This is a genomic window from Desulfonatronum lacustre DSM 10312 (genome assembly GCF_000519265.1).
Classification (GTDB): Bacteria; Desulfobacterota; Desulfovibrionia; order Desulfovibrionales; family Desulfonatronaceae; genus Desulfonatronum; species Desulfonatronum lacustre.
The window spans coordinates 1,294,178-1,318,250 of record NZ_KI912608.1; the positions used below are offsets into that span (position 1 = coordinate 1,294,178).

Here is a 24,073-nt window from a genome sequence, read left to right on the forward strand (position 1 = left end):
TTGATAAAGTCCTTGGCCGACAATCCGTTCAAAAAACTCGAGCGCAAGGAGCAAAAAAAGTTCAAGGTCGAAGCGTATCATACGTGAGAGTTTGAACTTTTTGCGGCGACGCAGCAATTGGGAGTTTTTCAATGGAATGAAAAAATCATTCCGGCATTGAGTGCCCGGAACGGATTTCTCGGCTGCCTAGAATATCTGCCAATATATTCTTTTCAGATAGCCGAGAGCCTGTTCCACTTCAGGGCGCTGCATGAGGCTCTGCATGGAGTTGTAGAGGATGTTAATGTTCAGAAGCTCCAGTAGAACGACTCCGGCAATCACGCTCATCAACAAGCCGGCCAAGAAGTAGAGCGCCAGGTTTCTGGTTCGTTGACGCCTCGCCCGAACGGGATCGGGCATTTCAGGAACCACGGCCAGGACGGGCACCCCCAAGCCCTTGAGTTTATCGACATGACGCACGGAGCGATCTAAAACATCCAGGCCGAGGGTCAGCCCGATACCAGCTCCCAGCCCTCCGAAAAGCCCCAGGAAGGTGAGCAACAGGCGGTTGGGGCTGACTGGTTGGGTGGGCAGGATGGCCGGGTCGACAATACGATAGGAAGTGGTTTTGTCCTGGAGTTCCATCTGCCGGGAAACTTCGGCCTGACCGTAACGATTCATCAGCTGCTCCAGGACGCGCTGTTCTTCGGACCTCTTGTGTTCAAGTTCCGCGAACTCTGCTTGCGCCAGGGGAATTTGCTGAAGAAGTTCAGTGTTATATGTTATCAGTCGCCGCAAGCGCTCTTCCTGGGTTCGCAACTCCTGGGCCTGGATACTGAAGACACTTGTTCCTCGAGCTCTGGGCTGTGAAACCGCGACGTTATCAGGCGTATCCTTGATGATCTGCTCCAGCAATTGTATTTCCGACTTGACCTGTACAACTTCCGGATAGGCCGGACCGTAACGCAGCAGCAGATCGCCGAGTCGTCGTTCCAGGGCATCCAGTCGGTTCAATCGGCCATGCACGGGGTTGCCCTGCCCGTCAAAGGCCAGGGCTTCTTCCGAAGAAGCCCTGGAAAGCAGCTCAAAGCGACGCAGGGTCAATTCCTGAAGCCGGTCCTCGGCCATGGCGATCTCTTGAAGCAATTGTCCAGGATCCCTGTTCAGCAGATCCCCCTTTTGGATACGAAATTCCAGGACAGCCGCGTCAGCCGCTTCCAACCGTTTCCTGTGCACTTCACCCTGCTCGGCCAGGAACCTGAAAGCATCATAGGTATCCTGGCGACTCGACGTGAGGTTCTCTTCGATATAGCGGCGCACTATGGTGTTCACAAAGTCGCGGGCCTCGCGAGGCTCCTTGTGAGTGAATGAAACGACGAACAGGCCGTCTCTGGCACGTAGGCGGATGCCCATGGATTTTCTCACGTCGTTGATCAACGCCTCGAGGTTCGCATCGTTGCTGACCTGCAGATCCATATTCAATTCTCGGAGAACATTCAGGATCATGGTTCTGCTTTCCATGGCCGTAGTCAAAACCCGAATCTTGGCATCCATGGATGGCGTCACGGCGATTCCCTTCATCAGACTGGCCATGACGCTTTCCTCGATGAAGACCGTACTGCTGGCTTGATACTGATTGGTCTTCGCAAGGCTGAACAGGATGGCCAGAAAGGTGATGAAGATCGTGACGAAGATAATCAAAAATCGTCGTCTGTAAGCCAATTGAAGATATTTTTTTATGTCATGATCAGACTGAAATACGGACATGAAATACTCCAAGAGACATGGTGAAGAACGTTGCGAAGTGAAGATGTGGCATGTTGACTCTATGTCGCCGAACTCGTGTTAAATTTCATTCATCGTACAGATGTAAATACCGTTTCCGTAGTCATTCCGGAGAAATACAGAATCCATTATTTTCATGAGATTCTGGACCCCGACCTTCGCCGGGGTGGCGCATCGTTTTTCAACGAACAGCTAGAACAGCCCTTCGCTGACGATCACGTAGTCCCCGGGCTGGAGCTGAATGTTCTGGGCCGTGTCTCCCTGCAACAGATCCTTGCCGCGAACAGGAATAGAGACTTCCTCTTCACCCTGTTTGCGAACAACGACGGTGCGATTCTCGCGGGCAAACGGGGTAAAGCCGCCAGCCTGCAGTATGGCCTCCATCACTGTCAAACCCTCACGGAAGGGAATGAATTTCGGCTCCCCGACAGCGCCGAGAACGTAAACATTCGGCTCCCGCAACGGCGGAACAAAGATGACGTCGTTGTTTTTGAGCTGAATGTCTTCACGCAAATCGCCGTCCACGATCAATGCGTGAAAATCCTGCTTGATGATCTGGCCGTCGCGCATCACGTAGGCTGCGCGAAGATCAGCACCTTGCAGGTTGCCGACGGTACTCAACTTCTGGAGCAGCGTTGTCTGACGCAACAGGTCCTGGGCGCCGATTTCCAATCCGCCCCCAAAAAAGAAAACCCTGCTGTTGGTAATGTTTTGCACGGAAACCGTGACAATGGGGTTGCGAACCAGGGCCTGCATTTTCTCTTCCAGAGACTTTTGCAGCTCTCCTGGGGTATTTCCGCTGGCTACAACATCACCAAGACCGGGTATTGTAATCTTTCCATCCGGCCTGACCGTGGATGAAACACTCAGCTTTGGTTCATCCCATACTGAAATTTGCAGGACGTCCCCTTCCCCGATCACATAGTCAGCCGCGTTGGCTTGAATCGCAATAAGACTGAATAACAGGAAAGCCATGATAATACGCTTCATCACTTGCTCCTTTGATAATACCGCGTGACATTTTGTTTTGAATGCGCACCACTGAAAAGACTGAAATTTTGAGTGATACGAAGTCCGATCGCTTGAAACCATTCGTAAACATGAATTCTTGAGCATGGGAATACAAAGTTGCCTGAACAACATATTTTTCTTCATAAATTCCACTATCGACCTCCTTCGCGAAACAAAACCACGCCGATGGTGCGCACCATGATACGCAAGTCAAAGAGGATGCTGATATTTTTAACGTAGTACATGTCGAAACGCAGCTTTTCAACGGCGTCTTCCACGGAAGATCCGTAAGGGTAGCGGACCTGGGCCCAGCCGGTGACTCCGGGTTTCACATAGTGCCGCTCAGAGTAGTAGGGGATCAAGGACTTCAGTTTGGCCACGAATTCCGGACGTTCCGGACGGGGGCCGACCAGACTCATGTCTCCAAGAAGCACGTTGAACAATTGTGGGATTTCATCAATGCGCGTCTTGCGCAGGAAATGTCCCAGCCGGGTAATCCGCGGGTCATCCTGCTGCGCCCAGACGGCGCCGCTGGCCTCTTCCGCGTCCTGGCGCATGCTCCGGAACTTGAAAAGCGTGAATTCCCGGTCGTTCTGGCCAACGCGTACTTGACGAAACAGCACCGGACCGGGGGAATCCAGCTTGATCAGCATGACCACGATTGGAAAAATGGGCATGGTCAGGATCAAGCCGAGGGTGGCGCTGACGACGTCCAGGGTGCGCTTGATGATCCGGGTCAGGAAGTTGATCCGGAAGCCGCTGGAAAAGATGAACCAGCTCGGGGTGATGTTCTCCAGGAGCAGCTTGCCCGTGACCTGTTCGTAGAATGAGGGAGCGTCCATCACTTCCACTCCGCTGATCTTGCAACTGAGCATGTCCTGCAGGGGAGACGTGCCGCGACGCTGGGCCAGGGAGACAACGACCTGGTGCGGTTTGAGCTGTTTCACCAGATCGAAGAGACCATGCCCGTTGGGCACGATTTCTTCGCGGGGGATATCCACGGATTCGCATTCCAGGTTGTAGTAACCGGCCAGGACATATTCCTGGCTGTTGCAACCCACGAGGGCGCCCATCTGCTTGGCCAGCGGCCCCGTACCCACGATGAGCACCCGCTTGGCCAGTCCGGGAACGGAGTCCAAACGCTTGAGGAGCAGATGCCAGCAATATTGAAGAACGCCGAAAATCCCCAGGGCCATGAACAGCACGCCGCGGCCGTACTTGGTCGCCGGCAGAACATAATACAGGGCGGAGAGCAGAAAAAAGGAGAGCGTCAACCCGATCACGACTCGCGTGGCCAGTGTCCGTGCCGTGGCCTCTTGGGGCTGGCTGTACATTTCCACGAAAATGGACGAGAGAAGCATGATCAGTACAAAGGCTCCGATTTGCTCCGGAGTGGCCAGTGCCTTTTCCTGGACGACTTCACCGAAACGGAGCACCAAGCCCGCGTGTATGGCGACAAAAGCCAATGCCAGGTCGCCCGCGGAAAGGGTGATGTGAAATCTGTTCATTGCTGCTCCTCCGCGCCTGTGGTTACGAACTGCCGCCCTCAAGCTCCCGCTTCATTTCCCGGGCTTCCTGGAGTTCGGGAAAATTCTCGTTTTCCAAAATCTTGTTCAATTGTTCCAAGGCCTTTTCCGGCTCCCCGGTCATCTTATAGGCCATGGCCATATGAAACCGCACCGAGGGGTGATCCGGCAGCAGCTCCACGGCTCGCTCCAGGATGCGACGCCCCTCCTCGGCCCGGTCGTTCTTGAGCAACGCCAGTCCCAGGGTGTCCAATACGCCGGGATTGTTCTGTTCCTGGCGAAAAGCCCGGGCCGCCATTTGCAGGGCCTCTTCCTTGCTGCCGCCGTGCCCCTTGAGGGCAAGGTAGGCCAGGTTGTTCAAGGCTGGGACATAATTGGCATTGATCCGCAGAATGCGTTGATACTGTTCCATGGCCTGGGAAATCTCGTTTTGGCCTTCCAGAAGATTGCCCCGCGCGAAAATGGCCGGGATGAAATTCGGATCAACTGCCAGGGCCTGGTCGAAGGTTTGCATGGCCTGATCCATCTCGCCCCGGCGGGCCTGAAGGTTTCCGAGCCTGAAGTACGCCTGGGCGCTGTCCGGCTCGGCCTGCATCGCGGCTTGAATATGCTCGTCGGCCTGCTCCAGGTCGTGAACCGTTTCATAAATGGAGGCCAGGAGCAGATGGCCACGGGCCGAGTCTGGATGCAGGGCGATCATTTCCCGGCATTGTTCAATGGCACGCTGGACATCCCCTTTCCGCAAATGGGCTCCCACCAGCAACTGCATGCCGCTTTCCGCCTGGACGGTCTTAATGTCTTCAAACAGGGCAATGGCTTGATCATACTCCTCCTGGGCCATCAGAATGCGTCCCTTGGCTTCCTTCAGCGCCAGGTGATCGTCCGTGGCGGCAATGCCTTGATCCAGGATGTCTTTGGCTTGGTCGGGTTGTCCTTTGCGCAGGCGGTATTCGGCTGATGCCAAAAAAGCCAGAGGCTGATTGCTCCGCCGGGCCGCGGCAAAATACTCATCCGCCAAATTGTCTTTGCCGAGAGCAACGGAAATACCGGCGGCTGAAAGCAGGCCTCTCAGGTTGTCCGGCTCGTGGGACAACAAGGCCTGGTATTCCGACAGCGCACGCTCCAGTTCCCCCCGGGCCTGATAATAGGCGGCCGTGTTGAAATAGGCCGAGACATACGCCGGATTGCTTTCCTTGGCTTTCTCGAGCAGTCCCAGGCCTTCTTCGGGCTTGTTCTGGGCAAAACGGACCGCGGCCATATTGTTCAACAACAGCGCGTCACCCGCCGTTCCGCTCATTCCCTGCTCCATCGTCGCATAGGCCTCGTCCATCCGGCCCTGCTGCATCAAATTGGCGAACTGGAGCAGGCGCACGGTGGTCTGCTCCGGCGCAAGCTTGATGGCGGCATCGAAGTTTAAAGCGGCTTCCCGGCCCTGCCCCGTACCCAACTGAAAAATACCCTGTTTGAAAAAGGCGTCGGCCAGCCGCGGATTGAGTTGCGTGGCCCTGTTCAAGGCCTGCATGCCCTGTTCATGGTCGCCCTGAGCCATCAGCACGCTGCCCAGGATATTGTGAGCCATGGCGTTCTGCTGATCACGGGTGATAATTTGCTCCGCTTCTGTCTGGGCCAAATCAAGGCGATGCTGCTGCATCAAGATCATGGCCGTCATCAACCTGGCCTCGATGGAATCCGGGTTTCGGTCCAGGATGGTCCGGAACTGGCTCAGAGCGCTTTCCAGATCACCCACTTGATGCATACTCAGGCCCAGATAAAAATTGGTGTCCAGGGTCGGCAGAATGCGGTTGGCCTGCTGCAGGGAGACCATCGCTTCCGGATAATTCTGTTCCTTGAAATATTTCAGACCGCTGAGCCGGAATCCTTCGGGCCGACGGGGAAATTTCCGCTCCATCGTTTTTGCGATTTCATCTGCCTTGCCGATTTCGTCCTTGTCCAGCAGAAGAATGCCTTGTTGATAAAATGCGTTGACATCTTGCGGATTGATCCGCGTGATCTTTTCATACGTCTCCAACAGCAGATCAGGATCATGATCGTTGCGCAACAATTCAACACGGACGTACAGCGCTTCAAGGTTGTCCGGTTCTGCTGCCAGAACGATCTCCAGCTCTTGTTTGGCTTGCTCCGGTTGATTCTGGAACAGATGAATCTTGGCCATTCCAAGATGCGCCGGGATGCTGCCCGGTTGAAGTCGCAGAGCCTGTTGATAGCTTTCCCTGGCCAGGTCCAGCTCACCGAGTCGGCCTTGAATCTCACCCAGAATGACCAGCGCCTCCGCGGACAAAGGCTGGGCCTGAATGTATTTTCCAGCCTCGGCGTCGGCCTGATCCAGTCTGTCCGTATGCATGTATATCCGCGCCATATCCAGGGTGATGCCGGGATGATTCGGGTTCTGGAGCTGGACCTTGCGCAGTTCCTGCTCGGCCTGATCGAACCTTCCCAGTTCCAGATAGGCCTTGGCCATTTGATAGCGGGCGTCCGTGTAGTTCTGATCTTTCTCAAGGGCATTGCGAAAGGCCACGATGGCTCCGCTATAGTTGGCCTGTTCCATCAGCTTCATGCCTTCCGCGTAGAGCTCCTCCTTGGTGCCTGCACCGCAAGCCGAGGCGATGAACAGAATCAGGACCATCAGGATTAATATGGCTTTGTTTGACAAGGGCGCACCCTCCTAAAATCTGGGGTTCATTTACGGTCCGCGGTTGAGCATGGCGCGACCGTTTCTTCCACTTCCACACCACGGCATATCAAGAAACATGCCGAAGTCGCCGGACCATAATTTTATCTTCAATCTTTTGAATTTATACTAACAATTTATATTGATCATAGTCCGGGTCGTGCGACCGGAACAACCACGATCCAGAGAATGCGGACAGCCCAAGAGGCTTGAAAAGGGACGGAACAGGGGGGAAGCGTTGAGGAAAACGGCAATCTGCGAAAAGTGGACTGGGGAGGTGGGGGGGAACTCGGTTTTCAACTGTTGGCGTGAGTGTCAGATCACCAGAAATACCACTGCCCGGTCTGAAGCACGTACGCGGCCAGAGCCAGGTTGGTCACGGCGTGGGCCAGAATGGCCTGGGCCAGGCTTTTGGTTCTGTAGAGCAGCCAGGAGTAGGCCATGGCGGCCATGATTCCGGCCAGGATGAAGTGGTGGGCCAGGCCGAAGAGCACGGCGCAGACCAGGAACGAGGAGAGCGTGAACGTGCCCAGGGGCACTTTGGAAAACTCCGGGTTGATGATGTAGCGGAGCAGAAAAGATCGCCAGAAAAGCTCCTCCATCACCGGGACCACCAGCACGGCGCTGGCCACCCGGATCAGGATCATGGTCAGCCGCATGGTATCATGGGAGAAAATGGACGGATCATAGCCCGGAGGAGCGGGAAGCGCCCCGAAGGACCAGTCCATGTTGATCCAGAGTACAAAGACCACCAGCCCGACGACGATACTGAGCAAGGTCGATCCGGGTTCCTTCAGGTCCGCCCAGCGCAGTTCCGTGTAGGCCCGGCGCAGCATGATCAGAGCAATCAGGGCTGCCAGAGGCTTGAGCGGATAAAGCAGAGCAAACGTCACGTCACCGAGGACGACCCACCCCCTGCCGTCCATGAAACGCAGACTCTCTTCCAGACCGATCACGGCCATGAACAACGCAAAAGGCAGTATCCGCGGCCAGGCTTTGTTTTCCATGAAACCATGGGATGCTATTTTTATGCCGGGATACCAGAGTCCCAGTGGGGTTATCGTATGCCGTCCCGTTGGGGCTGAAGAGCAAGCCCTGAAAGGGCGAAATAGGCAGCCCAGGGCAATGCCCTGGGATTCAAGGTGATATCCTTCAAAGCCCTGAAGGGGCGGCCCAAAAAGAAGGGACGCATCCAAAAACTTGTTCCCCCTTGACACGCCAAGCAAAAAGGCAGGGTCATTGCTGACCCTGCCTTCTTGAAGCGTCGTTGTACGGCGTGATTACTTGTTCATTTTTTTCCGGATAACACCTGCCAACGCGAGCAATCCGACCCCGAGAAGCATAACCGTGGAGGGTTCGGGAACGGGATTAACATCAAAGGGCAGGGTGGAAATCGTAAATGAGAATCCAAGAGCAGTGGATTCATTTTCCGGAGTAACAAATCCCAGCGTTCCTACCGGCACTCCCGCCAATGACGCGTGGGGTTCCTGGAGCCCGCTCAGCACGCCCCCCGTGCTCGGAAACACATTCACGAAATAGGTCTGAAGGCCGTCCGCGTCTCCAGCGTCATATTGGAAATCAAAATTCGGGAAACCGTCCAGAAGGGCGAAAATGTCCCAATCTCTAATATCTCCGAACACATTGGGAGTCTCCGTGAAATCAATGCCGAACGTAAACATTTGTGTCGGCAGTGCGGGTTGATCCGGGACCAGAGGTTTCAACATAACCGTCATTAGCAATGTGGTGAAATCAAGGGACGGAGGTTGAATGACGAAGTTATTATGCGTCAGGACAACGGAATCAGCCCAAAACGTATTAGGAATGCTCCCTCCTCCGACATACGTATCCACTGATCCACTGACTTCGGACGGATCTATTACCAGACTGCTCTTGGCTGTGCCTCCTCCCCATTCTAACGTGGTGCCGTCGGGCAGAGGCGTCCCGTCGACCAGTTCGGCATTGATAAATAGACCTGTAAGGGCGTAGTCCCAGGTGACCACGATTGCATGAGCATTGCCGCCAAACGACAGCAGCATGAAGCTCGCCAGCAGTAAAAATAATTTTTTCATCTCCCAACTCCTCATGGTTAAAAGCTCTCAAGGACTGAATAATGTCCTCGACACACAGCATGACCGACATGACCTATTGGATGCGCGCAACCCTGCAGTTTGAAACAGAACAAGCAATTCGTGTGCCGAATCGCAACACCATGAAATTACAAACCAAATATTATTTTTTTTCGACAAGTGTAATATTATTCGACAAGGAAAATCATGCGTGCAGGCATTCTCCAGTACACCTCCGATTGGAGTGAGTGCATGATTGTATGTTCGCTTCACAGCCATGCGCAGCCATGCATGATCTTAAAATCCGTCCCGTTTTTTCGACGTTTCGGCCATCTAAAAAGCCGTGGAGTATTCAGTTTCGTTTACGCTTGGTGCGGCATTGACGACCATATTTGTATGGATACTCCTTCGGACCTTTGTCGAAGAATTTTACACTTGCCAGCGAGCAACAAAAAAAACCAAACAAACAAACATATTACACTATGGCACGCCATTTGCTCAACCTCTGTCGTCCGGGAAGAGTTCCCGCATGCACACTTTAAACGTCGGAGGAAGCACAATGCGAAGCCTTAGAAAGACAATCACCAGCACTATCCTCGGCCTGTTTTTGGCCCTGTTCCTTATTCCGGGAACGGCATCGGCTTTTTTAAACAACTGGTATCTTGACCTGGACGGCGCAGGCCCCTTGCCGGCGGTACAGATCAACGAATTTCTGGACATTGTCGGCCCGGCCTACATTCAGAGCACATTTACAAGCCCGACCGGCGGCACCTTTCAGGAGTGGGGCGCATTTAAGGCCAACGAGCATGATGGCGGTGCAAGTTTTGCCGCCACGGACCTTGGGTACCTGGGATACGAAGTGACTTCCGTTTTTTATGCAACCGGCACGTTTGCTCTGGATGGATCATTCTCCTTCGATCCAGGCGGATATTTGAATGTTTATGTCAACAGCACACCTCAATTCGCCACAACTAACGGCATCTACGGCGCCAACGTCGGCACGTTGATCGGCACGTTCGAAGTTGTTGGCGGCACTGGAAGCATCGACGCGGCGGGTGTTCCGAACGGCCAGATCACCACGCTGCTCGCATCCACCGGGTTGACTCCGGGCTACTGGTTCGACAGCGACATGAACGACCTGTCGCTTACCGATCCCATCTCCTGGTTCATCGGTTTCGGCACCACGAACGCTTCCTGGGTCGCCAACCCAAGCTTCACAGTAGTGAATGAAATCGTCGGTGATTTCGCGAACCAATTGGCGAACTACAACAATAGTCCCTTTAATCCAGCCAACCCGACACCCACCTTCGACCTGCTCGTCAGCGCCAATGGTCAGTTCCGAGTGAATGTCGTCCCCGAACCCGGCACGATCCTCCTGCTCGGCATCGGCCTCCTGGGCTTGGCCGCCATCGGTCGCGGGAAGCTCCGCAAGAGCTGACAGTTCGTCCCGGCAAGCGCTACGCACCAAAAAAAACGGCCTGAGCGAACCAACGCTCAGGCCGTTTTATTTATGTATACCCTTCGCTACTTCAGTAGAAAATCGCGCATATCCTTGCGCGGGGTGCGATGACGTATTCCCGGGCCGTAGCCGGTCCGGAAAAGCATGCACAGCCCTTGCTTCTGGAAATCCACATCCGGGAACACGCCTGGGATTTCTTGCCAGACCTGTTCCAGCAGCCTTTGATGCGTGTCTGAAAAACTCCCCGGCCCCTCCCATTTCCAGCGCAGATGGAACAAGGTGAGCGCGGTCATAGGCTGCATCCGCAGACCGTGATGCTCCAGAGCCAGCCAGATGCGCTGCAACGCCTGACCGCCTTGCAAAAAATCCCTCTTTTCCATGCCGGAAACCACCACCATTCCCACAGCCCCGCTGGCCAGGATGGCCTGGGCCGAGTGCATGGCCACCATCCGGCCCAGACCGATGCGGTTCACGGCGCGCATGACCGACCACGGCTTGGTCAGGCGCAAAAAAAGTTCCCCGGCCCATCCGGCTTCCAGGTTTTTCAAGGGCAGGCCGTCACCGGACAGCCGCGCATCGTCGTCGGCGAACCGGACCATGGACGTGAAATGCTCGTGCAGCCCCTGATGCTCCGTGCGAATCCGGTCCGCCAGGTAGACCATCCTCGCAACTCGCTTGATCAGCGGGCGGGTGGTCAGCAAATGCAGACCTGCTCCGGGAATGTCCTGAATGCGTTCCTGCAGGTCGGCCTGCAGCCAGTCCGGCAGGACATCCTTGCGATAGGGACGGCGATTCGTGCAGCGGTTCCAGATCTGGTCTGTAAGTGGATTCGACAGCGGGTCCGCCACCCTGTTCGACTGACAAGCGCCGGGGGAAAGGCGGATGGTGGCCATCAGGTTGTCGTTTTCAGATGGCGGAAGCAGGTCTATGGCCGACTCCAGACCAAGGGAGCCGGCAGCCAGCCTGATGTTCTCGACGGCTGCTCCGCAAGCGATGACGGAGGCTGTCTGGCGGATGTTGAAAAAGGATTCGTCAGCCTGGGGATTCAAATACACATCAATGGCGTCGGTGGTTCGGGAAAATTTCCAGGGCTGGGCGTTGTCCCCTGACGGGGCTTGGATTCCGGCCCGGATCAGATAGGTCAGGGCATCGACGGAGAGTCCCCCGGCCGTGCCGGGCATGGCCGGGCGCTTCGGAACCACCGGCCTGGCCCGCTGGGTGGCTTGCAGAACGCGGCGCACGTACAGGATCTTGGCGCGTTGGAACGGGGAACGATTGCCCATGATCAGCCGCCCCTTGCGCAGTGTTTGGCGGTATGGATCAAACTGCACGAAATGCGGCGCCGGCTTCAGCTCCGGCTTGCCCAGAGCGATGCGTACGGCTTCGGTGGCGGCCAGGGCGGAGCACAGTTGGCAGGCGATGTTCAGGGACGGGCCTTTTCCGCCCTCAAGGTCCACTCGCGACAAATCCATATAGGCGATGTGCGTCGGACTGGGCGCCAAGCCCATGGCAAAGCGCAGATATTTTTCTTGCGCGGGCAGGCTGTCCTGCACGTCGAAATACTCGTCAAAGCTCATGCCTAGGGGGGAAAAAATCAGCAGGGCCGAGCTGTAGCCCAAAGGACCGGCCGTGATCACGGGAATGCCCATGGCCCGAGCCGTGTTGAACAGGGCCCGGCGGATCTCGAACTGGAAGAAGTCCAGGCCGTCCAGGACCACGTCCACCCCGGTCAGGAACGCTTCCAGGTTGTCCAGGGTCAATCCCTTGTCGAACAGCTTGAGGTCCAGAAACGGATTGATGGCCAGTGCTTCCGAAGCCAACACCTCCAGCTTGGGGCGGCCGAAGGAAGGAACAGCCGCGCCATACTGGCGGTTCACGTTGACCGGTTCAAAGTGGTCAAAGTCGGCCAGATGGAACCGGCCAAAGCCCGTGCGCACGAGATTGATCAGGTGCCCCCCCCCCACTCCGCCCATGCCCGGGATGGCCGCCCGAACCTGGGCCAGCCGTTCCTGCTCGCCCGGGGAAAACAGGCCGATGTTTCTGGAAAAGGCCGATTCACGGTAGGTCTGCGCCGAGTTGATGCCCAGAGACTGCAACGTGGTTGTCAGTGCTTCACGGTCCATAATGCTTCCTTGTTTTTAGTCGATCCGCATAGTTGCTCTGATCATGTCATACCCGAACGCCCATCCCATCCTCGGCCCTCCCTCGATGAAACGCCAGCATTATCGCCGGCAGGACGACCAGATCCCCGACAAGCGCCGTGACCATGACCACCGCGCTCAGGCCGCCGAAGCTGATGGTCGGCACGAAGTTGCTGAACAGCAGCACGCCAAATCCGATCACCAGGATCATTGAGGTCGCGCAAAGGGCCGCGCCTTTTTCCAGAGTAGCCTCGCGCAAAGCGTCCGGGATGGACATCCGGTCCGCGCGTCGACGGTTGTATTCCGTCAGAAAATGGATGGTATCATCCACGGCGATGCCCAGGGCCACCACGGAAATCAGGGCCGTGGACGTGTTCAGGGGAATACCCAGAGCGCCCATGATCCCAAAATTGATGACGAGCGGGAAAATGTTCGGGATCAGGCTCAAGGCGCCGATACGCACCGAGCGCAGGGCGAGAAACATGATCAGGCTGATCACGGCCGCAGCAATGGCCAGGCTGTGAATCTGCCCCCAGACCAGGTCGTCGATGATGTTCACATCCTGGACCGCGCGGCCCGTGACCCGGATTTCCAGACCCTGACGGTCCATCATGTCGATGAACTTCCGCAGGGCATCAATGAAGACGGCTTGGCCGGAGGAGCCGTGTTCGGATATGCGGATCAGAATGCGGGCATGGTCATACTCCATCGTGACAAAATCATCGATATCATCGGAATCATAGAGCAACAGGTACTGGGCGACAAGCTCCCGGCTATACGGGATGACATGGAACATGGCATCCTCGTCATGAAAGGCCTTGTTCATGTCCTTCAGAAAATCCACGAAGGACATGGTTTTATCCACATGGGGCAGGGTCTCGGCAAAATGTTGGATGTTTTCGATCACGCCCAGATTCTCCGGACTCAAAAAAGCTTCCTTGTCCTGGGATTTCAGGGAGACATCCACGGTGCCCACGCCGCTGAGCCGAGTTTCCACAAAATCCAGGCTTTGGCGGATGGGGCTGGAATACTTGAAGTATTCCAAAAGGTTGGTTTCCACCTGAATCGTGGACCCCGCCCAGACGGAGCCGACAACCAGCAAGGCGACGATCATCGATATGCTCCGGGGATAGCCCTGGACCGCGTTCACGAGTCGGCGTAGCGCCGGGCCGAAACGCCGCTCTCGATCCTGTCCGAAATATATGGATTCCGGTTTACAGAGCAGGAGCAAGGGAGGCAGCAGCAGGAAAGAGAAAATAAACTTGAACACCATGCCCGCCGCGGCCACGTAGGCGAATTCCTTGATGGGCGGAACATGGCTGACCGAGAGGGAGAAGAAGCCCACGGCGGTGGTCAGGCTGGTCAGAAAGCAGGGCATGATCACCTTGGCCAGGACGCTCTCCAAGGCCCGGGCCGGGTCGGGACTCCGGCGCAGCACGTTGGTCTTCAGGTTGGAGAAAATATGCACGGTGTCGCCAAGGGCCAGGGCCATGACCAGGGGCGGGACGATGGTGGTCACGTTGTTCAGGGTGATGCCCAGCACGGAGAACATGCCCATGGTCGCGCCGGTGCAGACGGAAATGTTGGCCAGGGCCAGCAGGGTCAGCCGCAGGTTGCGAAAGACCAGCCAGATGGTCAGGGTGATAAACAGGTAGGTCACCGGGATGAACACGGCCACGTCGGCCTTCATGTATCGGCTGAGGCTGAAATTGGTCACGGTCCAGCCGGCCAGATGGAACTCATCGACCAGGTCGCGGTGCTCTTCCAGGATGACGGTTGTGTGCTCCAAAATCCGCTTGCGAAAGCTGCCGTCACCTGTATCGCTGAGCTGGGGAAACACGGCAATGGCCGTGGTCCGTCCGTCTTCGGAGATGAGATTGCCCACATACAGCGGGGTCTCCAGGGCCTGACGACGAAGGGTCTCCAGTTCAACCGGGTCTTCGGGAATGCGCTCCAGAAATGGACGCACTTCAAAATAGTCCTGCTCACCATGGATGAAGTCCACATTGGCCAGACTCTGGACCTCCCGAACTTCCGGAATGGAGCCCAGTTGGTCCGTGAGCGCGACGATCAGCGTCAGAAAGGGGGGGGTGAACAGATCAGGATGGGTGAAGGCGACGACAAAGAACTCATCCTCGCCAAAGGTTGCCTTGATGGAGTCGTAAAATGCGACGTCCGGATCATCCTCAAGGGTAAAATAGTCCACATTGTCCACGGTTTGGACATGGGGAAGATGAGCCAGAAACGGCGCGACGAAAAGCAGGGAAAGAATCAGGGAAATAAAGGGATGCCGGGTGACCAGGGTTGGTATACGGTTCATGATCGTTCACGCGCTTTATGCTCCGCGAGAGTGGGCAGGAGGCATGTCAAATGGTGGTGGGACAGGCATCTTGCCTGTTCGTGCAGGCAGGATGCCTGCACCACCCAATTCACAAACGGTACTTCAGTAACAGCCATATCCCTAAACTTGGCGGCGACGCAGCAATTGGGAGTTTTTCAACGGACTGTTAGAAAAAAAATCTGGCCAGCATGTAGACCTGATCATTGTCCCGGTACTGTCCCGGAATCGTGTCTCCTGGTCCGCCGAGCAGATCCAGGCCCAGGGTGAATTCCCAGTTCTTGATAAAGCGCAGGATCACGTGCGGGTTCACAAAAAAACTTTGATCAGTGATGCCGTAATGATAGCGGAGCACGGCCTTCAGATTTCCACGCTGGAATTCCTTGTTTAATTCGCCGTTGATGGAATACTCATTGCGCTCCTGGAACAGGATCGTCGGGTCATGATCAAAAACAATCTGATGTCCGAACTGGACGTTGACATACCAGTCCTGCTCCCCCAGGTGGTCGACGCCCAGGACGTAATGCAGCACGGGCTTGCTCGTGGAGACAAGGCTGTCGGTCAGCAGGGAGCGGCGGTCGGAGTATGCGGCCTCGCCTCGAAAACCATACTGGTCCAGTGTTGTTTCAAATTCCAACCCCAGGGTATGGGAACGTTTGAAGACCACCTCGATACTCTCCCGCGTCAACCATGCATTGCGCGCAGCCGTTGTGATGGATTCAGGGGAGAGCCCCCCTTCCACATGCAACCCCTTCACGGGAAAGCTGCTGATGTGCGGAAACTTTTCCCAGGCATACAGATAGCTTGCGGCCAAATCCCATCCACTGATGCTTTTGGAAACACGAGTGCCCCAGTCTCCATTGGCCGCCCGGCGCGAAGGCGTATTTTCATTGACCGAGAGCGCGGAAAGATACTCCGACATGGGCTCGGGCAGGTTGGAACGCCGGGTGTCCTCCTTGAGATGCCGGAACATGGCCCAGTCCGTGTCGAAATAATCCAGCCTGGACGGTTCGAAGAACGGCACATACACGCCTTCCACGGTGAACCGGTCCGGAAAGAAGCGGACTCTGGCCATCCAATTAGGTATTTTGCGGTCCTCTCTCGGCGGCAAGAGAAACTCCCGGAGATCCTGCGGGTTGAGATTATCCACCGGACTGATCTCATCGGTCTTCCCCCACCGCACCCGTTGCCGCCCCAGACGGACTTCCCAGGGAGCTTTGGCCCAGTGCATGAAGCCCTCAAACAGATCCAGATCGTAGTCCTCGGTCGTGTTGTCCGGCCCAAACCAGAGATAATCGGACTGTAGGGAAGCCAGGAAAAACAGGGAGGATTCAGAGGGCCGGGCCGCCCTCTCGGAAAGGTGCCGCCCAGGCGTCCATCTGCCTTCCAGGCGGATGCGATGACGCAGCATGCGATCATGTTCAAAAGTATCGGATCGCTGGGTATCCAGGGCGGTTTTCAACTCCATGAAGCCGCTCAGATCCAAGGCTTCCGACCAGACTCGGGAATCGTTCTCAGCAGTAATCGGCTCGCCCGGCTCAGATGGCCCAGATGACTCGGATGGCTCAGAGAAGATCAGCACCTCGCGCGCGTCGGCCTGCGCAGTGGACGCCAAAAGGGCATCGCCCTCGGCCGCTGAAAGGAGCGACGCCGGGCACGGATGCTGGAAAAAGAGCACCGCCAGGAGGATGAGCGGTCCGCGGAGAAATTTCGGCATAGGCTTCTCGGATATCTCCCTGAATCCCAGGGCGCTTGCCCTGGGACGGGAGATGGCAAAGCAACGTTGAATGTAACTACTCAGTACATTTTGTCCGATCTTGCTCCGGCAATCGGTGTCGGGGTCGGCGCTTCGCTATCGGAGTCGGAATCGAAACAGGAAGAATTGAGAACGCATCAGCGTTTTCGATCCCGATCCCGATTCCGATTCCGACACCGGCAACAGAATTACTCTGTGCTGAGAGTTACCGTTGAATTACCAATTCTCCAGGTTCTGCTGCGTAAACAAATTGTCCGACAAACCCAGGTTGTACCGGATGTCCCTGGTCTCCAGCGTGGTGCTGTGCCCCGAGAGGAGGTCCTCCATGATCACCTTGGTCTCTGTCCAGATTCCCTGGATATTCTCAAGCTGCAAAACCCGGTACTGCTTGATGTGTTGATCGCGGTCGTCAAAATAATCAATTTTCAGGGGTACGCTTAAGTCTTGGGCAATCCACAGCCGGACCAAACCGTACTGGGATTGTGTTTCCGGTTTTGGTCGACTTTCAAGGATCCATGTTTCGACCCCGCTAAGATTCGCGACTCCGGCAATGAGATATTCGAAGTCGTCCACCGGGCGACGCTCCATGTCTTCATAGGTGAAGTCCGTATTCACGAAGCTCCGGCCTTTTTGTGTCGTTGCGATGCGCCGGGTCCGGTTCAGCGCCGGCAGGAAGAGAAACTGCTCGGTCCCGCCCTGACCGTCCTCAATGGAAAGAAAGCCGGTTCCGTTGATATCCGCCGGCGAGGTGAAACGCATGATTGTTTTTCGGATCGGGCCGTCCGCCTTGGCGAGGACGGTCAGTTCCCGCAATCTTCTCTGACCGCCGGCACTGATCAACTCCATGAGCACCTGGCTTTGGGAGTCTTGCCCGAGATCTCGATCATGGACCAGTTGCGCCACCTCGCGGCCTGAGGGAACAGTTTGGTCGGTGCTCCAGGTGATCACGGGCAGAGTGAAATAGAGAAGGAAGGTGGCTACAATCACTCTGTTTATCATGCTCGTCCAACCGCCTTACTGCACAGGGTAATTTTGTTCTCGACTCTTCTCACACTCTACCGGATCGGTATCGAAATCGAAAGCGATTTCTGATATATTTTTCGATTTCGATTTCGATTTCGATTTCGATTTCGATAGCGATTTCGATTGATGTTGGCGCTCTCCCTGGGAACACGCTGACCCCAGGCATCTACTGTATCGGTATTATTTACAGATAACAAAATTGTCCTGCCTCACTGCATATTTGCCCGGACATCGGCGGTGATGAGGTCTCGCAACCCGGGATAAAAAGAACTAAGAAATTTTGCCTGCCTTCCATCCAGTATCTCTAAAATGTCAGTTCTCAATCTGATAAAAGAAGCGAACGTCTCCTCGGACATCGGTTTTCTGAGGGGAACGCATGTGTTGAAAACGATTTCCGCGTATTTGCCTGATTCATCACAAAAAAAGGAGTGAAGATTGCTTTCAAAGGCGAAGTTGGCATAGGCTTGCCGGGATCGTTGCCCGATCAAGTCCAGATTCAGGCGCAGGGCCACGGCGGGAGCGTTGACCTCGGCATAAAACCGTTCCGGTCCAAAGTCTTCAAAAAGAAATAACGTCTTGTAAAACGAGGCGTGCTTGGGATTGACCATGATGCACAGATCGTTGACCCCGGTGTACATGGAATAGCGCAGGATGGCCCGGGAAAGATAAACAAAAAAATACTCCCAGCGGTTGCTGGAATGCGTTGCCAGGCTGGATATCTCGGCAATTCTTCTTTTCCTGGAGCGTAACCTGTTCAATTCCGCCCCGTACAAGGCGTCCATGGGCAAGCCGAAGAATGTGCTGTCCCCTATTTGAGTCACCGTGGAAATGACCCTACGGTATTCGCGAAACAGAAACGTCGTTGTTTGGGGCAGAAGTGAAAAAATATTGTAATGCAACGAAACGGAACCGTCCGCATGCACATAGCCTGCATTGACATACTCCTCATGCACCAGGGCGAAGGATTGTTCAAAATCATCTTGTTCCTCGGCGAGCTTGATGCTTGGTCGATCAATTTTTTCCAGATTGACCTTGAGCAGCGATGAACGCCGGAGGCGGATGGTTCTTCTCCGTTCAAGAGCGTGTTCCTGTTGATCCTGGATAATCATGGGGTAGGCGTCAAATCATGTTTATGTGAGTTTTGATATCCGGATAATGATATTGCAGAGATGCTATCTGCAACGCATTGAGTTCATGGAAAATTTCCTTTCTGATGTTCAAGAAGTACAGGAAATCCTCATAGTCCATTGGCTTTCGCTTTGTTGGACAGATATTGTCGCCTTCAATTTCCTCCATCGTGCTGTTTACCTTGCAAAAGAATGCATACAGATTTGTCTCGAAATCTAAATCTCCATAAGCTTGATTCAACTTCCCTTCGATACTGTCATAATTTATCCGCAAGGCGACTGCTGGAGCACCTACGGTTTCATAATATTTTTCTTCACCAAAATCTTCAAAAAGAAATATGGCCTTATAGAATCTGACATGTTTTGGGTTGACCATGATACAGATATCATTGACCTTGCTCAATTTGGAGTATTCGAACATGGTCTTGCACAAATAGACCATCAGATTGCACCAACGCGCTTCTTTTGGTGTTGCCAGGGCGGAGAGTTCCGTGACGATACGGCCTTGATCACGCAACGTGTTCAGTTCGTCGTGGTACAAAATATCCATGGGCAGACCGAATTCAGGGCTGTCGAAAATCTGCGTCAGGGTGGAGATGACGCTCAGATAGCTTTTGAAAATGAAAACACAAGTGGAAGGCAAAAAATTATAAACAGTGTATGAGAGTTTGGATGGGTGAGCTTGTTTGATGTATCCCTGCTCAAGATATTCCTTGTAAACAAGGGCAAAGGACTGACGCCATTCATCACGAATTTCCGCGACCTTGATGGCGGGCCGGTCTATGTCGTCCAGGTTCGTCTTGAGCAAGGCCGAACGCCGAATTCGGATGGTTCGCCGTCGTTCATGCATCAATGCGGCATTGTCGATGGATTCCATGATAATTCCCCTGACGGATCACACGCCGATCCTCGGTCTTGCGCGGCAATTTCGAGATCATCCCATGTGATGCATATACCATTGCCCGGCCAAGGTGAGGCCCTCATGGACGGAATATTCCGGGCGGTAGCCGAGAAGATTTTGAGCCTTGCCGATATCGGCAAGGGAGTGGCGGACGTCCCCGGCCCGGAAATCCTGGTAACGCGGTTTTACCGCGGAGATGGCGGGATGTTCCGCGGCCACCAGATCCCGAATGTGCGTGAAGAGCGCATTCAGGGTGGTCCGCTGACCGAATGCCACGTTGTAGACCTGGTTCACGGCCTGCTCCCTGGTCGCGCCCGCGGCCAGGATGTTGGCCTGAATCGTGTTTTCGATATAGCAGAAATCCCGACTGGTCTCGCCGTCGCCGTTGATAAAGGGCGCGTCGCCCTGAAGCAGGGCGGCAAACCATCTGGGAATCACCGCGGCGTACGCGCCGTTCGGATCCTGGCGTGGACCGAAAATATTGAAATACCTCAGGCCGATGCACTTGAAGCCATAACAGGAGGCGAAAACTTCCGCGTAGAGTTCGTTGACGTATTTGGTCACGGCATAGGGAGACAAGGGCCTGCCTATGGCGTCTTCATGCTTGGGAAGGCCCGGATGATCCCCGTAGGTGGAGCTGGAGGCGGCGTAGACGAATCGTCTGACCCTGCTGTCCCGTGCCGCCAGCAGCATGTTCAGGTGTCCGGTGATGTTGTTCGAGTTGGCCTCTTTGGGATCTTCCAGAGACCGCGGCACGCTGCCCAGGGCGGCCTGATGCAGCACATAGTCCACGCCGCGCGTGACATGTCGACACGACTCCAGGTCGCGAACGTCCGCTTCGTGGAACTGGAACCTGGCCCATTGCTCGGCGCCCACCAATTCCCGGACCTCATCCAGATTCTTCTGGTGGCCGGTGGAGAAATTGTCCAGGCCGACCACGCGCTGATCCAGTTTCAAAAGCGCCTCCAGCAGATTGGAACCGATGAAGCCGGCCACTCCCGTGACCAGCCAGGTCTTCGGGGCGGTACGCAGCCGGGCGAGCAGTCGTGGATAGGTATCGTCTTGGGTCATGGTATTTTTCTTTTTAGAGGATCGCCATTTCAAGGCTCTTCTTGTTGGATCATCCCCGTCCCAGGGCCTCGCCCCCGCCGACCCCGCTCAATCACTGTCCTCTCGCGGCCCTGCCCGCCATGAGATATTCCCCCCGCAGCAATGGTCCGGTATCTCGTGGAAAGGCAAACTTGCGATCTTGCAATTCGTGTTCACGGCCTTGATCCTGGATGCACCCCGCCAGAAATTCGTCCGCGGTTTCATCCGTCAGCGGCCTGGAAAACAGATAGCCTTGGGCGTAATCACACCCCATTTCGGACAGCAGTTTCAACTGGGCGGGAGTTTCCACCCCCTTGGCGGTGACTTCTATGCCCAGGCCATGGGCCAACGTAATGGTGGTCCAGACAATATCCTTGCTCGTGTTATGCTCGCCCAGACTTGTGATCACGGACCTTTCGAGCTTTACATTGTCGACGGGCAGCAAGGAAAAGCCGCCCAATTGACGGAACAAGGACTGGCCCGTGCCGACGTCGTCAATGCTCAATTGAACGTCCTGTTCTTTCAGACGCAAGAGCAGTTCGCCGGTATTCTGGAAATGCGTCATGTCCTTGCTCGGAAAATCCAGCACCAAGCTTCGTTCATCCAGGCTCGAAACTTCGAGCGCGGACTCGATGCAGTGCATAATGCCCGGAAAGGTGATCCGCTTCATGGACAGGTTGACGCAGATGGACAGCAACGGGTGACCGGCATGTCTGTTTTGCCAAGCGCGCATCCGCGCGCAGGCCTTGTGAAGCACCAGTCGGGTCAAAGGAATGATCTGACCGTCTTGCTCGACAAGAGAAACAAAATCAGCGGGATACAATAGCCCTCGGCGAGGGTGTTCCCAGCGAATCAGGGCCTCGAAGCCGTTGATCCTCTTGCTGCTGACCTGAAAGATAGGCTGGTAGTGCAAACAGAACTCGCCCCGGTCCATGGCTCCGGGAAGGTCGTGCCGGAGTTCGTCGCGGCCGTTGGACAACGACGGTTGATTGGAGAACCTCAGTAAGTGGATCGTGCCTTTTTTCTGGATTTTGGCCTTGTACATGGCCAAATCCGCATCACGCAAGATCTCGGAGGAGGATGCATACCCCGTGGACAGAACCAATCCCGTGCTGACGGTGCAGACAAATTCGTGCTGGTCGTTGATCAGTGTCGGGACAGCCAGTTCTTCTCGAATCCGATGCAGGATGTGCATGGCCTCTTCTTCATTCTGAATATTCTCCAGCAGGATGACGAACTCGTCTCCACCGAACCTGGATACCGTATCCACGTCGCGCACGCATTTCATGATTTTCCGAGCCACCTCGACAAGCAACGTGTCGCCGGCAACATGGCCGAAGTTGTCATTTATGTGTTTGAAGTTGTCGATATCCAGAAAGGCCAGGGCAAACAACGCGTCGTGAGTGCGTTTAAGCTGCTGCAGGGCCATCTCGATCCTGTCCATGAACAATGCCTTGTTGGGCAAACCGGTGAGCTGGTCGTGAAAGGCCTGATGCAAGAGTTGTCTTTCCATTTTTTTCCGCTCCGTGATATCCTCGAATACCGCGATGAAGGCGTAACCGCACTCAGCCTGATTCTCGGCGGTGTATGCGTCCAAAAGCAGCTGGCGGGGTTCTCCCTGGTCGGACCGGAGCTCGAGTTCAAACTTGGCAACCGACCCGTGTTCGCGGATCTCCCGGAAAAAATTGAGATATTGGATGGGAGTCAGGCAGTTTTCCTCCCACCACGTCATACCTTGAGCTTGCGAAACCGCTTCGGGCGAAGAGCCCAGCATCTCCGCCAACGCTTTATTGACGAAAAGGATGCGTCCATCAGCGGCAATCTTGGCAAGTCCGCGACGGGACAACTCAAAAATACGCTGGTAGTGATCCTGGATCCGGCCGGACGCATCCGATTCGCATGGCTTCAATCGCCTTTCCTGGACCACCAGCAGCCTGGCCGACGTATCACCGCCAAGGACATCCGGGATGTGGAGCACCGTCAGGGAAACCGGCATGGACGCCCCGCTCAGGGCCACGATTTCGCCGGACGCCGCGCCCCCCTGCTGATCTGCAAAAAAGGGCGCCGTGCTGATGTCGCTCTGGATCCGGACCACGGAAGCGAGGGGAAGCCGCGTTCCGTTTCCGGAAATTTCAAGACCCGTCAGCGAGGCAAAGGCGGAATTCCAGTGGATCATCTCGTCTTGGCCGTCAATGACGCAAAAAGCCGGACCATGCTGTTCCAGCAAGAAAAAGAGGGCGGCGTTCTGGTCGAACACGCTATTCCATTGTTCGATGCCTTGCAGCAGATCGTCGGCCCCCTGGGATTCCTTGGCAACGCCCAACCAGTGAAGCCGACAAAAATTATGTCGGATGCGTCCTTCAAGGACCACGAAAATGCAAACCCGCAGCAGGGTCTTGAAGGCGTCCAGGGGCAACCCCTGTTGGGGAAATTGCAGCAGGACCGGACTGTGCTGCTTTTCCTGGAACCTGCTGGTGATGTCCTCCAAGAATGCCCGTAAACAGGAGAGGTCCGCCTGCAAGCCGACCATGTCCACGCTGATGTCGCAGACCTCGTATCCTTGCTCCGCGGCCTCGCGACGCTCCTGCTCCAGGCGACTGAACAGCAGGGAAAGAGACAGCTTGCCGTGCCGCAGAAAATCGCCGGGATCAATGAAAGCGATCTGATCGGGACGCAGTCCCTGGCCCTCGAGCTCCCAGATCACGTCCCGCAAAGAGGCGTGGCGTGGAGAAATCGGGTCCGTGACCCAGAGACACTTGGCCCGTCTTTGCACCATTCCGAGCCAGTGGGCGCGGTTGTTCTTGAGCAGGTCGTCCGGCCCCCTGTAGAGCATGGCGAGCCGATCCTGGGGACGGATGGATGAGAAAGTTTTTGGCGTATGAAGCATCATGGCCTTGAGTCGCGGTTTACGGTTCCCTGATGACGGAGGAAGTCTCAGCGCGCCTATCTGAGTGTTGAAAAAATCCTTTGTCGACAGTCCGTTCAAAAATCCCAAGTGCAAGGAGCAAGAAAAGTTCAATGTCGAAGCGTATTTATTGATACGTGAGAGGTTGAACTCTTTGCAGCGACGCAGCAATTGGGAGTTTTTCAACGGACTGCTATATGGGCAAGACCAGCAGCTTCTCGATGCAACCGTCTCCAGGCGGCGCGCCTTGCTTCGGAAAGAACCATGAGTCGTCGTCA

15 protein-coding genes are annotated in these 24,073 nt (G+C 55.3%); 1 reads left to right on the forward strand and 14 read right to left on the reverse strand.

The window, feature by feature from the left end:
• Positions 1-186: 186 nt before the first annotated feature.
• From DESLA_RS19065 to DESLA_RS0106135, 6 genes are all read right to left on the reverse strand, one after another.
• Positions 187-1,746, reverse strand: coding sequence for an XrtA system polysaccharide chain length determinant (locus DESLA_RS19065; RefSeq protein ID WP_051434436.1), 1,560 nt, complete (start codon positions 1,744-1,746; stop codon positions 187-189).
• A 210-nt stretch (positions 1,747-1,956) separates the two neighbouring features.
• A complete protein-coding gene (locus tag DESLA_RS0106115) occupies positions 1,957-2,754 on the reverse strand; it encodes an XrtA/PEP-CTERM system exopolysaccharide export protein (RefSeq protein WP_028571772.1) in 798 nt (265 codons plus the stop codon).
• Between the two features lie 173 nt (positions 2,755-2,927).
• Entirely contained in the window at positions 2,928-4,283 is a 1,356-nt protein-coding gene (locus DESLA_RS0106120) for a TIGR03013 family XrtA/PEP-CTERM system glycosyltransferase (protein WP_028571773.1), read from the reverse strand.
• 22 nt (positions 4,284-4,305) lie between these two features.
• Complete coding sequence (prsT, locus tag DESLA_RS0106125) at positions 4,306-6,972, reverse strand: XrtA/PEP-CTERM system TPR-repeat protein PrsT (protein ID WP_028571774.1); 2,667 nt, start codon at positions 6,970-6,972, stop codon at positions 4,306-4,308.
• A gap of 338 nt (positions 6,973-7,310) precedes the next feature.
• On the reverse strand, positions 7,311-7,997 hold the full coding sequence (locus DESLA_RS0106130; RefSeq protein ID WP_051434437.1) for a CAAX prenyl protease-related protein: 687 nt from the start codon (positions 7,995-7,997) through the stop codon (positions 7,311-7,313).
• A gap of 273 nt (positions 7,998-8,270) precedes the next feature.
• Positions 8,271-9,059: a THxN family PEP-CTERM protein gene (locus DESLA_RS0106135; RefSeq protein WP_028571776.1), complete on the reverse strand. Its 789-nt coding sequence runs from the start codon at positions 9,057-9,059 to the stop codon at positions 8,271-8,273.
• Positions 9,060-9,615: 556 nt separating this feature from the next.
• Here DESLA_RS0106135 and pepA point away from each other — a divergent pair.
• On the forward strand, positions 9,616-10,494 hold the full coding sequence (gene pepA / locus DESLA_RS0106140) for a flocculation-associated PEP-CTERM protein PepA (protein WP_028571777.1): 879 nt from the start codon (positions 9,616-9,618) through the stop codon (positions 10,492-10,494).
• A gap of 86 nt (positions 10,495-10,580) precedes the next feature.
• Here the strand turns inward: pepA and DESLA_RS0106145 are convergent, their stop codons facing one another.
• The 8 genes from DESLA_RS0106145 to DESLA_RS21575 all read right to left on the reverse strand — a co-directional run bounded on the left by DESLA_RS0106145 (position 10,581) and on the right by DESLA_RS21575 (position 23,780).
• Positions 10,581-12,638 carry a ThiF family adenylyltransferase gene (locus DESLA_RS0106145; RefSeq protein ID WP_028571778.1) on the reverse strand — a complete coding sequence of 686 codons (2,058 nt, stop codon included), beginning with the start codon at positions 12,636-12,638 and terminating at the stop codon, positions 10,581-10,583.
• Between the two features lie 46 nt (positions 12,639-12,684).
• The gene (locus DESLA_RS19070) at positions 12,685-14,976 is read right to left on the reverse strand and encodes an efflux RND transporter permease subunit (RefSeq protein ID WP_051434438.1); all 2,292 of its coding nucleotides are present in this window, start codon (positions 14,974-14,976) and stop codon (positions 12,685-12,687) included.
• Positions 14,977-15,163: 187 nt separating this feature from the next.
• Positions 15,164-16,711: a DUF1302 family protein gene (locus DESLA_RS19075; protein WP_051434439.1), complete on the reverse strand. Its 1,548-nt coding sequence runs from the start codon at positions 16,709-16,711 to the stop codon at positions 15,164-15,166.
• A gap of 255 nt (positions 16,712-16,966) precedes the next feature.
• Positions 16,967-17,749: an outer membrane lipoprotein-sorting protein gene (locus tag DESLA_RS19080; RefSeq protein ID WP_084031927.1), complete on the reverse strand. Its 783-nt coding sequence runs from the start codon at positions 17,747-17,749 to the stop codon at positions 16,967-16,969.
• A gap of 233 nt (positions 17,750-17,982) precedes the next feature.
• Positions 17,983-18,882 (reverse strand): N-acyl amino acid synthase FeeM domain-containing protein, encoded by a 900-nt coding sequence (locus DESLA_RS0106165; protein ID WP_035261442.1) that lies wholly within the window; start codon positions 18,880-18,882, stop codon positions 17,983-17,985.
• Between the two features lie 10 nt (positions 18,883-18,892).
• Positions 18,893-19,777: an N-acyl amino acid synthase FeeM domain-containing protein gene (locus DESLA_RS0106170; protein WP_028571780.1), complete on the reverse strand. Its 885-nt coding sequence runs from the start codon at positions 19,775-19,777 to the stop codon at positions 18,893-18,895.
• A gap of 57 nt (positions 19,778-19,834) precedes the next feature.
• Positions 19,835-20,872 carry an SDR family oxidoreductase gene (locus DESLA_RS0106175; RefSeq protein WP_028571781.1) on the reverse strand — a complete coding sequence of 346 codons (1,038 nt, stop codon included), beginning with the start codon at positions 20,870-20,872 and terminating at the stop codon, positions 19,835-19,837.
• A gap of 91 nt (positions 20,873-20,963) precedes the next feature.
• Positions 20,964-23,780, reverse strand: coding sequence for a putative bifunctional diguanylate cyclase/phosphodiesterase (locus tag DESLA_RS21575; protein WP_169732600.1), 2,817 nt, complete (start codon positions 23,778-23,780; stop codon positions 20,964-20,966).
• Positions 23,781-24,073: the final 293 nt, after the last annotated feature.

Coding starts and splice junctions, on each gene's coding strand:
- DESLA_RS19065 (WP_051434436.1), bottom strand. CDS start 1,746: ATGTCCGTATTTCAGTCTGATCATGACATAAAAAAATATCTTCAATTG.
- DESLA_RS0106115 (WP_028571772.1), bottom strand. CDS start 2,754: ATGAAGCGTATTATCATGGCTTTCCTGTTATTCAGTCTTATTGCGATT.
- DESLA_RS0106120 (WP_028571773.1), bottom strand. CDS start 4,283: ATGAACAGATTTCACATCACCCTTTCCGCGGGCGACCTGGCATTGGCT.
- DESLA_RS0106130 (WP_051434437.1), bottom strand. CDS start 7,997: ATGGAAAACAAAGCCTGGCCGCGGATACTGCCTTTTGCGTTGTTCATG.
- DESLA_RS0106135 (WP_028571776.1), bottom strand. CDS start 9,059: ATGAAAAAATTATTTTTACTGCTGGCGAGCTTCATGCTGCTGTCGTTT.
- pepA (WP_028571777.1), top strand. CDS start 9,616: ATGCGAAGCCTTAGAAAGACAATCACCAGCACTATCCTCGGCCTGTTT.
- DESLA_RS0106145 (WP_028571778.1), bottom strand. CDS start 12,638: ATGGACCGTGAAGCACTGACAACCACGTTGCAGTCTCTGGGCATCAAC.
- DESLA_RS19070 (WP_051434438.1), bottom strand. CDS start 14,976: ATGAACCGTATACCAACCCTGGTCACCCGGCATCCCTTTATTTCCCTG.
- DESLA_RS19075 (WP_051434439.1), bottom strand. CDS start 16,711: ATGCCGAAATTTCTCCGCGGACCGCTCATCCTCCTGGCGGTGCTCTTT.
- DESLA_RS19080 (WP_084031927.1), bottom strand. CDS start 17,749: ATGATAAACAGAGTGATTGTAGCCACCTTCCTTCTCTATTTCACTCTG.
- DESLA_RS0106165 (WP_035261442.1), bottom strand. CDS start 18,882: ATGATTATCCAGGATCAACAGGAACACGCTCTTGAACGGAGAAGAACC.
- DESLA_RS0106170 (WP_028571780.1), bottom strand. CDS start 19,777: ATGGAATCCATCGACAATGCCGCATTGATGCATGAACGACGGCGAACC.
- DESLA_RS0106175 (WP_028571781.1), bottom strand. CDS start 20,872: ATGACCCAAGACGATACCTATCCACGACTGCTCGCCCGGCTGCGTACC.
- DESLA_RS21575 (WP_169732600.1), bottom strand. CDS start 23,780: ATGATGCTTCATACGCCAAAAACTTTCTCATCCATCCGTCCCCAGGAT.